The organism is Sphingopyxis sp. USTB-05, assembly GCF_023822045.1.
Lineage (GTDB): Bacteria > Pseudomonadota > Alphaproteobacteria > Sphingomonadales > Sphingomonadaceae > Sphingopyxis.
In genome coordinates this window covers 1,391,014-1,407,400 of the sequence record NZ_CP084712.1, presented here as the reverse complement: position 1 = coordinate 1,407,400, position 16,387 = coordinate 1,391,014, and the positions used below count along the sequence as shown (strand labels likewise).

17 protein-coding genes are annotated in these 16,387 nt (G+C 62.7%); 15 read left to right on the top strand and 2 right to left on the bottom strand.

All coding sequences use genetic code 11. The features are described from left to right. The first annotated feature begins 1 nt into the window (after window position 1). The 3 genes from KEC45_RS06275 to KEC45_RS06265 are packed head-to-tail and all read left to right on the top strand — an operon-like array spanning window position 2 to window position 2,832. Complete coding sequence (locus tag KEC45_RS06275; RefSeq protein WP_252171665.1) at window positions 2–1,633, top strand: nitrite/sulfite reductase; 1,632 nt, start codon at window positions 2–4, stop codon at window positions 1,631–1,633. Then, window positions 1,626–2,039: a DUF934 domain-containing protein gene (locus tag KEC45_RS06270; RefSeq protein WP_062181723.1), complete on the top strand. Its 414-nt coding sequence runs from the start codon at window positions 1,626–1,628 to the stop codon at window positions 2,037–2,039. The genes KEC45_RS06275 and KEC45_RS06270 overlap by 8 nt, the downstream gene beginning before the upstream one ends. Further along, window positions 2,032–2,832 carry a phosphoadenylyl-sulfate reductase gene (locus KEC45_RS06265; protein ID WP_062181726.1) on the top strand — a complete coding sequence of 267 codons (801 nt, stop codon included), beginning with the start codon at window positions 2,032–2,034 and terminating at the stop codon, window positions 2,830–2,832. Before KEC45_RS06270 ends, KEC45_RS06265 begins: the two co-directional genes overlap by 8 nt. A gap of 6 nt (window positions 2,833–2,838) precedes the next feature. Here the strand turns inward: KEC45_RS06265 and KEC45_RS06260 are convergent, their stop codons facing one another. Then, a complete protein-coding gene (locus KEC45_RS06260) occupies window positions 2,839–4,350 on the bottom strand; it encodes a replicative DNA helicase (protein ID WP_062184027.1) in 1,512 nt (503 codons plus the stop codon). A 127-nt stretch (window positions 4,351–4,477) separates the two neighbouring features. Between KEC45_RS06260 and KEC45_RS06255 the strand changes: the two genes are divergently transcribed. The 10 genes from KEC45_RS06255 to phoB all read left to right on the top strand — a co-directional run bounded on the left by KEC45_RS06255 (window position 4,478) and on the right by phoB (window position 13,040). Next, window positions 4,478–4,975, top strand: a complete 498-nt coding sequence (locus tag KEC45_RS06255; RefSeq protein WP_062181727.1) for a UPF0262 family protein — start codon at window positions 4,478–4,480, stop codon at window positions 4,973–4,975. A 2-nt stretch (window positions 4,976–4,977) separates the two neighbouring features. Next, window positions 4,978–5,733 carry a GH25 family lysozyme gene (locus tag KEC45_RS06250; protein WP_152682381.1) on the top strand — a complete coding sequence of 252 codons (756 nt, stop codon included), beginning with the start codon at window positions 4,978–4,980 and terminating at the stop codon, window positions 5,731–5,733. After that, a complete protein-coding gene (locus KEC45_RS06245; protein WP_062181732.1) occupies window positions 5,730–6,179 on the top strand; it encodes a cytidine deaminase in 450 nt (149 codons plus the stop codon). Before KEC45_RS06250 ends, KEC45_RS06245 begins: the two co-directional genes overlap by 4 nt. Before the next feature lie 39 nt (window positions 6,180–6,218). Beyond that, on the top strand, window positions 6,219–6,773 hold the full coding sequence (dcd, locus tag KEC45_RS06240; protein ID WP_062181736.1) for a dCTP deaminase: 555 nt from the start codon (window positions 6,219–6,221) through the stop codon (window positions 6,771–6,773). A gap of 194 nt (window positions 6,774–6,967) precedes the next feature. After that, window positions 6,968–8,017 (top strand): substrate-binding domain-containing protein, encoded by a 1,050-nt coding sequence (locus KEC45_RS06235; RefSeq protein ID WP_062181739.1) that lies wholly within the window; start codon window positions 6,968–6,970, stop codon window positions 8,015–8,017. A 163-nt stretch (window positions 8,018–8,180) separates the two neighbouring features. Beyond that, on the top strand, window positions 8,181–9,557 hold the full coding sequence (pstC, locus tag KEC45_RS06230; RefSeq protein WP_252171664.1) for a phosphate ABC transporter permease subunit PstC: 1,377 nt from the start codon (window positions 8,181–8,183) through the stop codon (window positions 9,555–9,557). Beyond that, window positions 9,550–10,806, top strand: a complete 1,257-nt coding sequence (pstA, locus tag KEC45_RS06225; RefSeq protein WP_062181747.1) for a phosphate ABC transporter permease PstA — start codon at window positions 9,550–9,552, stop codon at window positions 10,804–10,806. The genes pstC and pstA overlap by 8 nt, the downstream gene beginning before the upstream one ends. A 5-nt stretch (window positions 10,807–10,811) precedes the next feature. Beyond that, window positions 10,812–11,594, top strand: a complete 783-nt coding sequence (pstB, locus tag KEC45_RS06220; RefSeq protein ID WP_062184030.1) for a phosphate ABC transporter ATP-binding protein PstB — start codon at window positions 10,812–10,814, stop codon at window positions 11,592–11,594. A 25-nt stretch (window positions 11,595–11,619) separates the two neighbouring features. Further along, on the top strand, window positions 11,620–12,342 hold the full coding sequence (gene phoU, locus KEC45_RS06215; RefSeq protein ID WP_062181750.1) for a phosphate signaling complex protein PhoU: 723 nt from the start codon (window positions 11,620–11,622) through the stop codon (window positions 12,340–12,342). Next, a complete protein-coding gene (gene phoB, locus KEC45_RS06210) occupies window positions 12,342–13,040 on the top strand; it encodes a phosphate regulon transcriptional regulator PhoB (protein WP_062181753.1) in 699 nt (232 codons plus the stop codon). Before phoU ends, phoB begins: the two co-directional genes overlap by 1 nt. A 164-nt stretch (window positions 13,041–13,204) precedes the next feature. Here the strand turns inward: phoB and KEC45_RS06205 are convergent, their stop codons facing one another. Then, window positions 13,205–14,566 carry an OprO/OprP family phosphate-selective porin gene (locus tag KEC45_RS06205; RefSeq protein ID WP_062181756.1) on the bottom strand — a complete coding sequence of 454 codons (1,362 nt, stop codon included), beginning with the start codon at window positions 14,564–14,566 and terminating at the stop codon, window positions 13,205–13,207. Between the two features lie 201 nt (window positions 14,567–14,767). Here KEC45_RS06205 and KEC45_RS06200 point away from each other — a divergent pair, with 201 nt between their 5' ends. Together KEC45_RS06200 and KEC45_RS06195 are read left to right on the top strand one after the other, a co-directional pair. Further along, window positions 14,768–15,670 carry an SDR family oxidoreductase gene (locus KEC45_RS06200; RefSeq protein ID WP_062181758.1) on the top strand — a complete coding sequence of 301 codons (903 nt, stop codon included), beginning with the start codon at window positions 14,768–14,770 and terminating at the stop codon, window positions 15,668–15,670. 55 nt (window positions 15,671–15,725) lie between these two features. Then, complete coding sequence (locus KEC45_RS06195) at window positions 15,726–16,382, top strand: DUF4328 domain-containing protein (RefSeq protein ID WP_062181761.1); 657 nt, start codon at window positions 15,726–15,728, stop codon at window positions 16,380–16,382. Window positions 16,383–16,387 lie beyond the last annotated feature (5 nt).

Sequence of the window (16,387 nt, the reverse complement as noted above, 5' to 3'; positions counted from 1 at the left end):
CATGTATAAATATGACGAATATGACCAGCAGATGGTCGACGCCCGCGTTGCCGAATTCAGCGACCAGGTGCGCCGCCGCCTCGCCGGGGAAATCACAGAGGACCAGTTCAAGCCGCTGCGACTGATGAACGGCCTCTATCTCCAGCTTCACGCATATATGCTGCGTGTGGCGGTGCCTTACGGCACGCTCGACAGCCGTCAAATGAGGATGCTCGCGCATATCGCACGCAAATATGACCGCGACTACGGCCATTTCACCACCCGCCAGAACCTTCAGTATAACTGGATCAAGCTGGAGGACGCGCCCGCGATTCTCGCCGATCTGGCATCGGTCGAGATGCACGCGATCCAGACGAGCGGCAATTGCATCCGCAACATCAGCTCCGATCAGTGGGCCGGGGCGGCCGCCGACGAGATTACCGATCCGCGTCCATGGGCCGAACTGCTCCGCCAATGGTCGAGCTTCCACCCGGAATTCAGCTATCTGCCGCGCAAGTTCAAGATCGCGGTGATCGCCGCCGACGAGGATCGCGCCGCAATGCGCCTCCACGATATCGGCATCCAGATCGTCGAGCGCGATGGCGTCCACGGCGCCGCTTTCTACGTCGGTGGCGGCATGGGCCGGACCCCGATGATCGCGCCGCTGATCAAGGATTTCGTACCGCTCGAAGATATGCTGAGCTATGCCGAGGCATGCCTTCGGGTCTATAATCGCCATGGCCGCCGCGACAATATCTACAAGGCGCGCATCAAGATCCTGATCCACGAACTCGGCGCCGACGAATATCGCCGCCAGGTCGAGGAAGAATATGCGCATGTAAAATCGCTCGGCATCGACCCGCCGAAGGCCGAGTTCGACCGCATCGCGGCGCAATTTGCTCCGCCCGCGCTCGACGCCTCGGCGCCCGATGACATCGACCGCAGCGACCCCGACTTCGCGGTCTGGGTCGACCAGAATGTCGCCGCGCACAAGGTGCCGGGCCATGCGATCGTCAACATCAGCCTGAAGCCTGTCGGTGGGATCCCCGGCGACGCCAGCTCGGCGCAGATCGACCTGATGGCCGATCTTGCCGAGACATACAGCCATGGCGAACTGCGCGTCACCCACGCCCAGAACATTGTGCTTCCGCACGTCCGCAAGGCCGATCTCTATGCGATCTGGCAGGCGCTCGACGCCGCGGAACTCGCGACGCCGAACCTCGATCTTATCAGCGACATCATCGCCTGCCCCGGGCTCGATTATTGCAGCCTCGCGAATGCGCGCTCGATCCCGGTCGCCCAAAAGATCGCGACGCGCTTCTCGGACCTCGGCCGCCAGAAGGAACTGGGCGAGCTGAAACTCAAGGTTTCGGGCTGCATCAACGCCTGCGGGCACCACCATGCCGGACATATCGGCATCCTCGGCGTCGACCGAAAAGGTACCGAAAACTACCAGCTTTTGCTCGGCGGGTCGGGCGCGGAGGACGTCAGCCTGGGCACGATCACCGGCCCCGGTTTCGACGAGGATGGCATCGTCGACGCGATCGAGCGCGTGACCGACAAATATCTCGCCGAGCGCACCGAGGGCGAGCGTTTCGTCGATACTTTCCGCCGCGTCGGCATGGCCCCCTTCAAGGAGGCGATCTATGGTTGAGCATCTGCACAGCGACGGCGAGGAACCCTGCGTTACGCTCGACGCCTTCCTCCAGCAATCGAACGCGACTGCGGTGCGGCTCGAACCCGATGAGGATGCGCGCGCGCTGATCCCGCATCTCGACCGGCTCGCGCTGATCGAAGTCGCCTTCCCAAAGTTTCGCGACGGCCGTGGTTATTCGTCGGCGCGCATCCTGCGCGAGGCGGGTTACACGGGCGAACTGCGCGCGCAGGGCGACGTTCTGGTAGACCAGATCGCTTATATGAAGCGCTGCGGCTTCGACACGTTCGCGCCCGAAAAGGAGCTCAATCCTGCCGATGTAGAGGCGGCGCTGACGCGTTGGCCTGAACATTATCAAGGCGCCGCCGACGGCGCGGTGCCGATATGGAAATTAAGGCATGGCTGACGTGAAAGCCTCTCCCTCTCAAGCTGGTGATCGCACCCGCGACCGGATCGACGTGGCGCCGCGCTTTACGCAGGCCGACGTCATCCGCCTCAACAACCTTTTCCGCGGCCAGGATGCCGCCGAGGTGGTCGCGAGCGTGATCGGTGCGGGGCTGCTCGGCGAAACTGCAATCGTCTCGAGCTTCGGCGCCGAAAGCGCGGTTCTGCTGCACCTCGTGAGCCGTGCCGCACCCGACATGCCTGTGCTGTTTCTCGATACCGGCAAGCATTTTCCCGAAACGCTCGCCTATCGCGACGAACTGGCGGCGAAGCTCGGTCTCAATATCGTCAACCTGACGCCCGATGCAGATGAACTGGCCGCGAAGGACGCGACTGAGCTGCGCTGGTCGTACGATCCCGACGGCTGCTGTGAAATCCGCAAGGTCAAGCCGCTCGAAAAGGCGCTGACCGATTTCGACACCTCGGTCACGGGCCGCAAGGGTTTCCAGTCTTCGACACGCCAGGGCCTCGCGCGCTTCGAACTCGACGGCAATACCGGCCGCCTCAAATTCAACCCGCTCGCCAATTGGACGCGCGAGGAACTGGACGCCTATTTCGAGGCTCACGACCTGCCGCGCCACCCGCTGGAGGCCGAGGGCTATCCCTCGATCGGATGCTCGCCCTGCACATCGAAGGTCAAGCCGGGCGAAGACCCGCGCTCGGGTCGCTGGCGCGGCTGGGACAAGACCGAATGCGGCATCCACACCGCGGTCACGCCGATCGACGACGATCCGGCGAACGACCCCGCTTTCTAAAGCGCCTTATTCATAATCCTCGAACGCCATGCTGTCGTCGGCGAGGTCGCTGAACTTCGTCGTCTTCGCCTCGAAGTGCATGCGGATCTTGCCGGTCGAGCCGTGGCGTGATTTTGCGACGATCACTTCGGCCAAACCAAAGACGCGCTCCATTTCGGCCGCCCATTCCTCATGTTGCGCGTGGATCTTGACATCGTCGCCCTCGACCGGCCGCTTGGGCTCTTTCGCCGCGACATAATAATCTTCGCGAAACACGAATAGCACCATGTCGGCGTCCTGCTCGATCGAGCCCGATTCGCGAAGGTCGGAGAGCTGCGGACGCTTGTCCTCGCGGCTTTCGACCTGACGGCTAAGCTGCGACAGCGCCATCACCGGCACATGAAGCTCCTTGGCCAGCGTCTTCAAACCGCGCGAAATTTCCGAAATTTCCTGCACGCGATTGTCGCCGCTTTTCGACGAGCCCTGCAAGAGCTGGAGATAGTCGACGATGATGAAGCCGATGCCGTGGCGCCGCTGCAACCGCCGCGCGCGGGTGCGCAGACCCGCGATCGTCAGGCCCGGCGTATCGTCGATGAACAAAGGCAAGGTCTGGAGCTGCTGCGCAGCGCGGCTCAATTGCTGGAACTGTTCCTTGCTGATCTTGCCCATGCGCAGCGCTTCGCCGGACACCCCCGATTGTTCGGCGAGCACACGCGTCGCGAGCTGGTCGGCCGACATTTCAAGGCTGAAGAACGCGACCTTCGCACCCATGTTTTTTTCGGGCGGGATGCCGTCATCTTCGTCGCGGCGGAAACGCTCGGCTGCGTTATATGCGATATTCGTCGCCAGCGAAGTCTTGCCCATGCCCGGACGTCCGGCAAGGATCATCAAGTCCGAATTGTGCATGCCGCCGATCTTGGCATTCATGCTCGCAATGCCGGTCGTGATACCCGACAGATGACCGCCCGAGTTGAGCGCGCGCTCGGCCGCCTGCAGCGCGACAAGGCTCGCCTGGCTGAAATTCTTGACCGACCCCATCTCGGCCTCACCGCCGGCGACGCGATAGAGCGCGGTTTCGGCCTCCTCGATCTGTGCCTGCGGGTCGACGCGTTCGCTCGTGTCGAGCGCATTGTCGACGAGCGTCCGCCCGACACCCGCCAGTTCGCGGAGCAGCGCGAGATCGAAAATCTGTCGCGCGAAGTCGCGCGCGCCGATCAGCCCTGCACCGCTGCCGGTGAGCTGCGCAAGATAGCCGACGCCGCCGACCGCCTTCATCGCCTCGTCGGCCTCGAAATAGGGCTTGAGCGTCACCGGCGTCGCGATGCTGTTCCGTTCGATCAGCGCCATTGTCTGCTGGAAGATCCGGCCGTGCAGCGGTTCGAAGAAATGGTCGGGGCTGAGCGCCACGGGCAAATCTTCGACGACTCGGTTGTCGATCAGGATCGCGCCGAGAAACGCGGCCTCGGCCTCGATATTGCGCGGCATTTGGCGCTCGTCGCCACTGGCGACGGCGGTCGGGATAAGGGCTAGTTCGGGCATCGCTGTCTTCATGCGGCCGCGACCCCATCGGTGCAACCGGCTATGTCGTCCGGCATATCATAACTGTGGAATGCTGTGAATAAGTCGGCTTGCCCTTCGCCCCCGGCCAAGTAGAAGCACGAACAGCATGGCCGACGCAGACCCTTCGAAACAACGGATCATTTCGATCGAACTCGACGAGGGTTCGATCGTCTGGCGCAATCCCGATGTCGAGCAGGAACGTCGCGTCGCGATCTTCGACCTGATCGAGGAGAATAAATTCGTACCGCAGCGCGGGCATGAGGATGGCTATGCCGGCCCATACCGCCTCATGTTGCGCGTCGAGGATGGCCGGTTGATATTTGAAATCAGCCGCGAAGATGGCTCGCCGCTCGAAGCCATCATTCTGGGCCTCGGCCGTTTCCGTCGTCCGATCCGGGATTATTTCGCGATCTGCGACAGCTATTATCAGGCGATCAAGACCTCGACCGCGCAGCAAATCGAAACCGTCGACATGGCGCGTCGCGGATTGCACAACGAAGCGGCCGAAATGCTGATGGATCGGCTCGACGGCAAGATCGCCGTCGATTTCGCGACTGCACGAAGGCTGTTCACGCTGATCTGCGTGCTGCACATCAAGGGCTGATGATGGCGACGGGGGCAATCAGAAGCAAACGACCGGGGAAAGCCGGCGGCGATTGGCGCGCCGCGATTGCGCGTACGCTGCGCAAGATCGGCGCCGCCCTCGTATTGCTACTGCTCGCGGCGGGCCTCGCATTATGGTGGGCCGCGCGCTGGATCCCCGACCGCGCCCTCTATCCGACGCAGGGTGTTACGATCGACGCGCGCAATGGCGATGTCCATTGGGGTTCGATCAAAGCGGCGGGCGCCGATTTCGCTTATATCATGGGCACCGACGGCTCTTCGGCGGTCGACCCGAAATTCGCACGCAATATGACCGCCGCACGTGAAGCTGGCGTACAGGCGGGCGCCATCCACCGCTACAGCCTCTGCCAGCTTGCGACCGATCAGGCCGCCAATTTCATCCGCCATGTGCCGCGCCGCGCCGACGCGCTGCCCGCCGTCGTCTGGCTCGACTATGACGATCGCTGCCCCGACCGCCCGACGCGCGCGCTTCTGCTTTCCGAACTCGCGACATTTCTCGCGCAGATCGAGGCGCATATGGGTAAGCAGAGCGTGATCGCACCGGGGCCGGCGTTCGAGAGCGATTACAGGGTGACACAGGGGATCGCGCGCACCACCTGGCTGCGCCGCGACTTTTTCGAACCCGATTATGGCGCACATCCCTGGGCGATGTGGCAGGCGAATGATTATGTCCGCCTGTCGGGTGCCGAGGGCACCGTCGGCTGGAACGCGCTGCGCCCGAAAGGAGATATGCGATGACCGACACTCGAGATGCCCTGATCGACGCCGCGCGCGATGCCGCGAGCCGCGCCTATGCACCCTATTCGGGCTTTCACGTCGGCGCGGCGTTGCTGCTTAAGAACGGCGATGTCGTCACCGGCGCCAATGTCGAGAATGCAAGCTATGGCCTTACCCTCTGCGCCGAGACCGCAGCGCTGGCCAAGATTGCGAACGAGGGCTGGATCGGAGAGCTTGTCGAGGTCGCGATCGTCGGCGGACGCCCCGACGGCGATGCCTTGCTCGGCACCGAGCCCGTCAATCCCTGCGGACGCTGCCGCCAGATCCTCAATGAAGCGGCCGAGCGGTCGCGGACCGACATCCTCGTCCATTGCGCCTCCGGCGACGGCAGCGCGGTGCGGACCTACAAGCTCAGCGAACTGCTCCCCGCGGCTTTCGGGCCCAAGGACCTCGGCCTCATCGACTGACCGCTTGCGCAACCCCCGCAGGACCGACAAGAGACACGCATGAGCATTCTTTCCGATCGCTGGATTCGCGAAGCCGCCCAGACGCAGGGTATGATCGAACCGTTCGTCGAGGCGCAGCGCCGCGATGGCTGCATCAGCTATGGCCTCTCGTCCTACGGCTATGACGCGCGCGTCGCCCCGGAGTTCAAAATCTTCACCAACGTCGATTCGACGATCGTCGATCCCAAGGATTTCGACCCGAAGAATTTCGTCGATCGCGAAACCGACGTCTGCATCATTCCGCCGAACAGCTTCGCATTGGCGCGGACAGTCGAATATTTTCGCATCCCTCGCGACGTGCTGGTGATCTGCCTCGGCAAGTCCACCTATGCGCGCTGCGGCATCATTGTAAACGTCACCCCACTCGAACCCGGCTGGGAAGGCCATGTGACGCTCGAATTTTCGAACACGACCCCCCTGCCCGCCAAAATCTATGCAAATGAAGGCGCGTGCCAGTTCCTCTTCTTGCAGGGCAATGAGCCGTGCGAGACCAGCTACGCCGACCGCGCGGGCAAATATATGGGGCAAAAGGGCGTCACGCTGCCCAAGCTCTAAGCCGCTCGTCCTCGACGTCGAAAAGTCGAGGCTATGCGCGGGGACCGTGCCAGCAGCTTTGGCCGCGACCGACCGTTACACTTATATGACATCAAATGTCACAAACGCGTCACACAACTCCCTCATTGGCGGCTCAGCGAGTCGCCGCGGGGGTGGCGGCTTGGTTCGGTAACGACCCCCGACAGGATTACCCCATGCTGCAGAAATTCGCCCTTATCGCTGGCGCCGCCACTTGCGCGCTGGCGCTTTCCGCGTGTCAGGATCAGGCGTCTTCGGGCGGCGGGGCGCGCGATTATATCAGCGCGGTCGGTTCGTCCACAGTGTATCCCTTTGCGACCGCGGTCGGCGAGAAGTTCGCCGAAGCGACCGGCAACAAGACCCCCAAGATCGACAGCACGGGCACCGGCGGCGGTTTCGAGCGCTTCTGCGCAGGCGTCGGCGGCGACACCCCCGACATCGCGAACGCGTCGCGCCGTATCAAGAAGAAGGAATTCGACACTTGCGCCAAGAATGGCGTGAAAGACATCGTCGAAATCCAGGTCGGCATCGACGGCATCGCACTTGGCGAAGCGCAGCGCGGCCCCGGCTTCAAGCTGTCGGAAGAAGATGTCTATAAGGCACTTGCGGCGAACCCCTATGGCAAGCCCAACACCGCAAAGACGTGGAAAGACGTGAACCCCGCCCTCCCAGCGGTCGCGATTTCGGTATTCGGCCCGCCGTCGACCAGCGGCACCTATGACGCGTTCAAGGAACTGATCCTCGGCAAGGGCTGCGACGCCAATGCAGAGATGAAGGCGCTGAAGGACAGCGACAAAGAAAAGCATGAGGCGACCTGCACCACGCTGCGCGGCGCGCCCTATTATGTCGAGCAGGGCGAGAATGATAACCTGATCATCTCGAAGCTCGACAAGAATCCGACCAGCCTCGGCATCTTCGGCTTCAGCTATCTCGATGCGAACAAGGACAAGATCAAGGCAGTCCCGGTTCAGGGCGTCGCCCCGACCTATGCCGCGATCGCCGACGGCAGCTATCCCGGTTCGCGTCCGCTGTTCATCTATGTGAAGAAGGCGCATGTCGGCGTCGTCCCCGGCCTCGCCGAATATGTCGCCGAGTTTCTGAAGGGCGCGGGCGAAGGCGGTTATCTGAACGTCAAGGGCCTGATCGTGTCGCCGAAGGACATCGCGGCGACGGCGGCAGCGAATGGCAAGGGCATGACCGCGCTGAACGGCGCCGAGCTCAAGTAAGTTTCCTCCCGCTGGTGGCCGGGCGGGTTTTCCCTACCGGCCACCGTCTTTTCTTGATCGTCATTGCGAGCGAAGCGAAGCAATCCAGAGCGGTATACGCAAACTCTGGATTGCCGCGTCGCTTCGCTCCTCGCAATGACGGGAATGATTTAATGAGGACTGCGTGACCTTCAACGCCGCCGCCCTTTTGCTTTTGATCGCGGGTCTCGCGCTGATCGGCTGGCTGGCCGGCCGCGCGCGGTCGAACCTGCTGGCCGGCCGCGCCGGCGAAAAGCTCCATTCGCGCCCGCAATATCATGGCTGGTATGTCGCGCTGTGGCTGTTTGCCCCTGCCGCGCTTTTCCTTGCCGTCTGGTCGTCGGTCTCACCCGCACTGATCACCAACCAGGTGCTCGCGACCGAGGCGGCGCAATCGCTGCCGTCGTTCGGGTTCGAGCGCGGTGCAATCCTGTCCGACGCGCGCAGCGTTGCCGAGGGCAAGCAGGCCGCGGTGCGGTTGCCCGCCGCCGCGCCGCTGGTGAAGCCCTACGCCGACGCGAGCCACAAATATGCGTGGATCGGCATCGCCGCGATGCTGGCGCTGGCGCTGGCGGGCGGACTTTACGCCTTCACGCGGATCAAACCCGATTTCCGGGCACGCACCCGCGTCGAAAAGATCGTGATGCTGTTCCTGCTGCTCGCGTCGCTGGTCGCGATCCTCACGACCTTTGGCATCGTGCTGTCGCTGCTGTTCGAATCGATCCGCTTTTTCCGCCTCGTCTCGCCCGCCGAATTGCTGTTCGGCACCGAATGGGCGCCGACGAGCGGCGCGCCGCAGCCCGACACATTCGGCGGCATTCCGCTGTTCTGGGGTACGATCCTGATCGGCGCAATCATCGCGATGATCGTCGCCATTCCGATCGGCATGATGACCGCAGTCTACCTTACCCAATATGCCGCGCCGACGGTGCGCAAATGGGTGAAGCCGCTGCTCGAGATTCTCGCCGGCGTGCCGACGGTGGTTTACGGCTATTTCGCCGCGCTGACCGTCGCCCCGGCCCTGCGCGAATTTGCGGTGATGCTCGGCATTCCCAACGCAAGCACCGAAAGCGCACTTGCGGCGGGTATCGTGATGGGTGTGATGATCATCCCCTTCGTCTCCTCGATGGCCGACGACAGCATCAACGCGGTACCGCAGGCGATGCGCGACGGATCGCTGGCTCTCGGTGCAACGCCGAACGAGACGATCCGCCAGGTGCTGATCCCCGCCGCGCTTCCGGGCGTGATGGGCGGCATCCTGCTCGCGGTCAGCCGCGCGATCGGCGAGACGATGATCGTCGTGATGGCCGCAGGGCTGTCGGCCAACATGACCGCCAACCCCTTTGCCAGCGTCACCACGGTGACCGCACAGATCGTCAAGCTGCTCACCGGCGACCAGGAGTTCGACAGCGCGAAAACGCTTGCCGCCTTCGCGCTCGGCCTCGTCCTCTTCATCGTTACGCTGCTCCTCAACATCGTCGCGCTGCGCATCGTCAAAAAGTATCGTGAAGCTTATGAATAGGCAGACCGCCCCCACCGACTGGAAAGGCTCCGTGATGCAGACCCGCATCGCGAAGCGCTACGCCGCCGAACGCCGCTTCAAGCTGATGGGGCTGGGCGCGGTGCTGCTCTCGGGCGCTTTCCTCGCCTTCCTGCTCTTCGTGATGGTCGGCAACGGCGCGCGTGGATTCATGTATACGCATGTCGCGGTGCCCGTCGATTTCAAGGCGATGCCGTTGACGATCGATACCTCGCGCCTCGGCGATGCCGACGCCGATCAGGTGATCGCGAATGCAGGGCTCGCCGACATCGTCGCCTTTGCCGCCGACGAGGCGCTGGGGACCGACGGATCGAAGCTGATTTCCGAAAATGCGTGGAAGGAAGTGCGCAGCGCGATCAAGGACGATCCCGAACTGCTTAACGCCAAGACGGTGTTCGAGCTGCCCGCTTCGTCCGAAGTCGACATCGCCGCCAAGGAAGGCGCGAAGGGCGCACTCGGCGCGAAGGTCGATGCGTTGGAGAAGGACGGCAAGCTGTCGACCGGCATCCACTGGCCCTTCTTCAAGAACGCCGACGCCACCGACCCCGCGGTTGCGGGCATCTGGGGCGCGCTCAAGGGTTCGGTGCTGACGATCTTCATCGCCTTCCTCATCGCCTTCCCGACCGGCGTGCTCGCGGCGCTCTATCTTGAAGAATATGCGCCGAAGAACCGCTGGACCGACCTTATCGAAGTGTCGATCAACAACCTTGCCGCGGTGCCCTCGATCATCTTTGGCCTGCTCGCGCTCGCGGTGTTCATCAACTGGTTCGGGCTGTGTCAGGCAAGCCCGCTCGTCGGCGGCCTGACGCTCGCGCTGATGACGATGCCGGTGATCGTGATCGCCAGCCGCAACGCGATTAAATCGGTGCCACCGTCGATCCGCGACGCGGCGCTCGGCGTCGGCGCCAGCCCGGTACAGGTCGTGTTCCACCATGTCCTGCCGCTCGCCCTCCCCGGCATCCTCACCGGCACGATCATCGGCATGGCGCGCGCGCTGGGCGAGACCGCACCTCTGCTCCTCGTCGGGATGCGTGCCTTTATCGGCGACGTTCCGGGCGGTATCTGCTCGCCCTCGACCGTGTTGCCGATGCAGATTTTCCTCTGGTCGGACGAAGTCGACCGGGGCTTTGTCGAGAAAACCTCCGCCGCGATCATCGTGCTGCTTATCGTGCTGCTGTCGATGAACGCCTTTGCGATCTATCTTCGCAACAAATTCGAAAAACGCTGGTGACCTTCATGACCCAAGACGATCTTACCATCGCCGACCCCAAGATGAAGGCGCACGGCGTCAACGTCTTCTATGGCGAAAAACAGGCGATCAACGACGTGTCTATCGACGTTGGCACCGACCTGGTCACCGCCTTCATCGGCCCCTCGGGCTGCGGCAAGTCGACCTTCCTGCGCTCGCTGAATCGCATGAACGACACCGTCGCCAGCGCGCGCGTTACGGGGCAGATCGAGCTCGACGGCGAGGACATTTATGCGCCCTCGATGGACGTCGTGCAGCTCCGCGCCCGCGTCGGCATGGTGTTCCAGAAACCCAACCCCTTCCCCAAGTCGATCTATGACAATGTCGGCTATGGCCCGCGCATCCACGGCCTCGCGCCGAACAAGGCCGACCTCGATGTAATCGTCGAGCGTGCGCTGGTGCGTGCGGGCCTGTGGGACGAGGTCAAGGACCGCCTTCAGGAAAGCGGCACCGCCTTGTCGGGCGGCCAGCAGCAGCGTCTGTGCATCGCCCGCGCGATCGCGGTCGACCCCGAAGTCATCCTGATGGACGAGCCCTGCTCGGCGCTCGACCCGATCGCGACCGCGAAGATCGAGGAACTGATCCACGAACTGCGCGGTAAATATGCTATCGTGATCGTCACGCATAACATGCAGCAGGCGGCCCGCGTGTCGCAGCGCACCGCCTTTTTCCACCTCGGAACGTTGGTAGAGTACGGCAAGACGACCGACATCTTCACCAACCCGAAGCAGGAACGCACCAAGGATTATATCACCGGCCGCTACGGTTAAGCCGCAGCGCAAAAGGACAAGAACGATGGCAGTAGTCAACGATCATACCGTCAAGGCTTTCGACGAGGATCTGAACCGCCTGCGCGGACTGATCAGCGAAATGGGCGGGCGCGCCGAACAGGCGCTGCTCCAGGCGATGACCGCGCTCAATATGGGTGACCTCGAACTCGCGGCGCAGGTCGTGCGCGACGACAAGAAGATCGACGCGCTCGAAAGCGAAGTCGAACAACTCGCGGTCCAGACGATCGCGCTCCGCGCCCCAATGGCCGACGACCTCCGCGAAATGATTGCGGCGCTGAAGATCGTGTCGGTGGTCGAACGCATCGGCGATTATGCGAAGAACATCGCCAAGCGCGTCGCACTGATGGACCAGACGCGCTCGATCGAGGCGATCCCGCTGCTGATGTCGATGTCGAACATCGTCGTCGAGTTGATCCACGACGCGCTCGACAGCTTCGCGGCGCGCGACGCCGAACTCGCGGTGCGCGTCACCGTCCGCGACAAGAATGTCGACGATTTCTACAACAGCATCTTCCGCACGCTCGTCACCTTCATGATGGAAAATCCGAAATATATCTCGGAAAGCGCGCATCTGCTGTTCGTCGCCAAGAACCTCGAGCGCATGGGCGACCATGCGACGAACATCGCCGAGATGGTCTATTATGTCGTCACCGGCGACCATATGGAGGAACGCGAACGCGGCGAGACTCCGGAAGGCGCCGCGTCAGCGGAGCAGGAGCAAGGCTGATGCCACAGCCCGATTTGCTGCTGATCGAAGATGACGAGGCGATTGCCGAGCTCATCGTCTGGCATTTCGCCCGCGAAGGCTTTTCGGTCCGCCAGACTCCCGATGGCGAGCAGGCGCTCGTCCTGGTCGAGGAACGCGTGCCCGACATCGTCCTGCTCGACTGGATGATCGAGAGCCTGCCGGGCATCGAGGTTTGCCGGCGCCTGCGCCGCAACCCGAAATCGGCGAACGTCCCGATCATCATGCTCACCGCGCGCGGCGAGGAAGAGGACCGTATCCGCGGCCTCGAAACGGGCGCCGACGATTATGTCACCAAGCCGTTCAGCCCGCGCGAACTGGTCGCGCGCGTATCGGCGGTGCTCCGCCGCCTGCGCCCCGCGCTCGCCGGCGAGATGCTGACCTATGCCGACATCGAACTGGACTCGGTGGCGCACAAGGTCGTGCGCAACAGCCAGATCGTTGCGATGGGGCCGACCGAATTCCGCCTGCTCCGCCATTTCATGGAGCATCCGGGCCGCGTCTTCTCACGCGGGCAGTTGCTCGACAGCGTCTGGGGCCAGGACAGCGATATCGAACTGCGCACCGTCGACGTCCATATCCGCCGCCTGCGCAAGGCGATCAACCTGCCGGGTACGAGCGATATCATCCGGACGGTGCGGTCGGCGGGCTATGCACTGGATGCAGGCAAGAGCATCTGATCCGGACGACGGGGCAAGCGGCCTATCTTTCATCGTCACCCGGACTTGATCTGGGGTCCCGCTCGATGTCGACGTCAGTAAATGCGTCAAAAAGCGGGATCCCGGGTCAAGCCCGGGATGACGAAAAAGGGAGCCAGTCCCCTACCCCAAAACGAACGCCGCGATCAGAAATCCATCTGCGTGCGCAGCCCGAACGTATCGGCGGTATAACTGCGATCACCCGCCGCGGTCGGAATACGCGCGTCGTCGATCCACAATTTACCGTAATTGGCGGTGATCCGGATATAGTCGATCGGCGCCCAGACGATGCCGATCAACGCCGCCCTTTGCTGACCGCCAACGATTCCGGCGTCGTTGAGATCTAGATGGTCGTAGCGCGCGTTGATCTCGATCGCACCGATGCCGCCGTCGGTGATGGATTTCGACGGCTTTAGCCTGTCGAAGGCGCCATCCCTGTAACTGCGGCTATCCCCAGGGGTCAGCACCATGCCGACCTCTGCATAACCGCCAAAGAAGGTCGGGTCGGTGACGCCGGGGCGCTTCATCGTCTGCCAAAAACCTTCACCCGATGCATGGAACGGCCCCGATACCACCGCAGCCTCCAGCCCATAACCACGCTCACCCGTGGCATCGATGTTGCCGGTGTCGATCAGACGTACGTCGGTCGTGTGAACATAGGGCCGAGCGCGATAGCGTGCAGTGGGCGACTGGTCGTTGAAATCGCGAATATGGGCCGACCCGCCCAGATGCAGTTGGGTTTTGCCGAATTTGGGCATCCACACTAACCGCCCGTCGGCGCTGATGCTGTTGTTCGCATCGTTCAGAAGATCGTTTGCATTGTCGCCGAACACGCCCGCCTGCGCGAGGATCTGCTTCCCTTTATATTGTACTCCCAATCCGACGCGGCGTTCAAAGCCAAAGGCCGGTACAAAGGCCGCACGCTCGGTAAAGCTGGTGAACAAGTCGCTGGTTACATCTTCCAGCGAGGTGAAATGTCTTATGTGCCCCACCGTGACCGACAGCGGCCCTTGGCCATAAGTCAGATAGACGTCGGTCAGTTCAGCCGAGCCACCGGCGAAGTCGGCTTCGACCCGGTACGAAAAACCGCCCGGAATCTTGCCATCTACCCCCAAGAATACGCGTCGGATTTCCGTCGTCAAACCGCCGTGCGTTCCCATCACGCCCGCGGGCGCATCGATGCTGGCCACGTCGAACTGCATCCGCCCGCGCGGCTTGAAGCTCCAGCCATCGGCTGTCTTGATCTCGGGGGCGCCCTTCCAGCTAATTTCGGTCGCCGGCTTCGCGGTCACCGATGGCGGCGCGGGTGTCGGGACCGGCGCGGGTGCCGGCTGCTGGGCGGTCGCGGCATCGAGCCGCGTTTCGAGCACCTGCACCTGCGCCTTCAGCGCAGCAAGTTCGGCGCGAAGCTGCGCTGCCTCTTCGGCAGTCATCGCCTGGGCGCGGGCCGCCGTCGGCAGGCTGAACATCGACGTCGCCAGCAGAGCGATGGTGAAGGCATGGCGCATGATGGATTTGCTCCGTTGCGAAAGGTGACAAGCTCGAGGCGCTGCTATGACGCTTACGTGACATATGCACGTCATTTGCGTGACATTTATGTTTCAATCGTCATTTTTTCACCCTCTTGCCAGCAAGGCGCGAACGGCTAAGGACGGTCCAGTTTTTTCGGGCAACCTATCTTTCGGGGCAGCCCCTTTCGGGAGACCATCATGACGATCAAATTTGACGGCCGCGTTGCTATCGTTACCGGCGCCGGCGGCGGGCTTGGCCGCGCCTATGCGCTCGAACTCGCGCGGCGCGGGGCAAAGGTCGTGGTCAACGACCTCGGCGGATCGCGCGATGGCACCGGCCATTCCGACGCCGCACTTCAGGTCGTCGAGGAAATCCGCGCTGCGGGCGGCACCGCCATCTCGAACGGAGGCAGCGTCACCGAATATGAGCAGATGGTCGAAATGGTGGCGAAAGCGAAGGAAGAATGGGGCGGCGTCCACGTCCTGATCAACAATGCCGGAATCCTGCGCGACAAGAGCTTCGCCAAGATGGAGCCCGCCGATTTCGATCTGGTGCTGAAGGTGCACGTCAGCGGCAGCGCCAATGTGACAAAGGCATGCTGGGACCTGATGCGCGAACAGGCCTATGGCCGCATCCTGATGACGGCGTCGTCGACCGGCCTTTACGGCAATTTCGGCCAGGCCAATTATGGCGCGGCAAAGTTGGGCCTCGCGGGCCTTACCAAGACGCTTCACCTTGAAGGCGCGAAATATAACATCCGCTGCAACACGATCGCACCGGTCGCGGGCACGCGCATGACCGAAGACATCTTCCCCGCCGAACTGTTCGAGAAGTTCACCCCCGAAAATGTCGTTCCGGCCGCACTCTATCTGGTCAGCGAGGACGCTCCGACCAACATGATCGTCGGCGCGGGCGCGGGTGCATTCCACGCCGCCTATGTCACGATGACGCCTGGCGTTGCCCTTCCCGAAGGTGAGCGCACTCCCGAGGGGGTCGCCGCGGCATGGGAGAAGATCATCGACCGCAACGGCGAAACCGTGCCCCAGTCGGGCAGCGAGCAGTCGATGAACGTCATGAAAGCATTGATGGCACTGGGCTGAGCCTGATACACTTCCCCACGGGTGCGCCGGGGCGGCGTCCCCGTGGGGGAATGATATGGCGATCATGGGGCTTGCCGAGGGGATCGAACGGCTGGCGCAGCGCGCAAAGCTCTTGAAATTCCTGCTGATCGTGGGGCTCGCCGTGATTGCGGCAAGTCTCGTCGGCCAGATCGCCGAGCTTCGCGGTACAATTTCACTCGAAGAGAGCGCCCCGCTTACCGGGGCAGCGGCGGCTTACATCGCGGCCGGACTGGCAGACCTGTTGCTGACACTCGTCACGGTCGTTTTTTTCAGCATGTGGATTTACCGTGCCGCGGCGAACATTGTCGCCGCGGGGACGATCGGCTTCGACTATACGCCGGGCTGGGCAGTCGGGTGGTTTTTCGTCCCCATCGCCAACCTTTTCAAACCCTATGCCGCGATGCGGCAGATTTGGAACGCCAGTCACGGCGGACAGGGAGACGAGCTTGAGCGTCCGGAAGGCCTTCTCGCCATCTGGTGGGGGACGTGGGTTCTCGCAAACATCGCATCGAACATCGCGCTGCGGTTGACGATCAACCCCGCCTCGCCCGCCGAACTCGAGACCGGGCAACAGATCGGTATCTTTGCTTCGCTCGTCAGCCTTGCGCTTTATCCAGCGGCGTACCGCCTAGTCGACCGGATCACTGCCGCGCAGCGCGAGCGGCTGACCTCCGCCCACATCTTCTCCTGACTTAT

Coding starts and splice junctions, on each gene's coding strand:
- KEC45_RS06260 (WP_062184027.1), bottom strand. CDS start 4,350: ATGCCCGAACTAGCCCTTATCCCGACCGCCGTCGCCAGTGGCGACGAG.
- KEC45_RS06245 (WP_062181732.1), top strand. CDS start 5,730: ATGACCGACACTCGAGATGCCCTGATCGACGCCGCGCGCGATGCCGCG.
- pstA (WP_062181747.1), top strand. CDS start 9,550: ATGAATAGGCAGACCGCCCCCACCGACTGGAAAGGCTCCGTGATGCAG.
- KEC45_RS06255 (WP_062181727.1), top strand. CDS start 4,478: ATGGCCGACGCAGACCCTTCGAAACAACGGATCATTTCGATCGAACTC.
- KEC45_RS06195 (WP_062181761.1), top strand. CDS start 15,726: ATGGCGATCATGGGGCTTGCCGAGGGGATCGAACGGCTGGCGCAGCGC.
- KEC45_RS06270 (WP_062181723.1), top strand. CDS start 1,626: ATGGTTGAGCATCTGCACAGCGACGGCGAGGAACCCTGCGTTACGCTC.
- pstB (WP_062184030.1), top strand. CDS start 10,812: ATGACCCAAGACGATCTTACCATCGCCGACCCCAAGATGAAGGCGCAC.
- KEC45_RS06235 (WP_062181739.1), top strand. CDS start 6,968: ATGCTGCAGAAATTCGCCCTTATCGCTGGCGCCGCCACTTGCGCGCTG.
- KEC45_RS06275 (WP_252171665.1), top strand. CDS start 2: ATGTATAAATATGACGAATATGACCAGCAGATGGTCGACGCCCGCGTT.
- KEC45_RS06265 (WP_062181726.1), top strand. CDS start 2,032: ATGGCTGACGTGAAAGCCTCTCCCTCTCAAGCTGGTGATCGCACCCGC.
- dcd (WP_062181736.1), top strand. CDS start 6,219: ATGAGCATTCTTTCCGATCGCTGGATTCGCGAAGCCGCCCAGACGCAG.
- KEC45_RS06205 (WP_062181756.1), bottom strand. CDS start 14,566: ATGCGCCATGCCTTCACCATCGCTCTGCTGGCGACGTCGATGTTCAGC.
- KEC45_RS06200 (WP_062181758.1), top strand. CDS start 14,768: ATGACGATCAAATTTGACGGCCGCGTTGCTATCGTTACCGGCGCCGGC.
- KEC45_RS06250 (WP_152682381.1), top strand. CDS start 4,978: ATGGCGACGGGGGCAATCAGAAGCAAACGACCGGGGAAAGCCGGCGGC.
- phoB (WP_062181753.1), top strand. CDS start 12,342: ATGCCACAGCCCGATTTGCTGCTGATCGAAGATGACGAGGCGATTGCC.
- phoU (WP_062181750.1), top strand. CDS start 11,620: ATGGCAGTAGTCAACGATCATACCGTCAAGGCTTTCGACGAGGATCTG.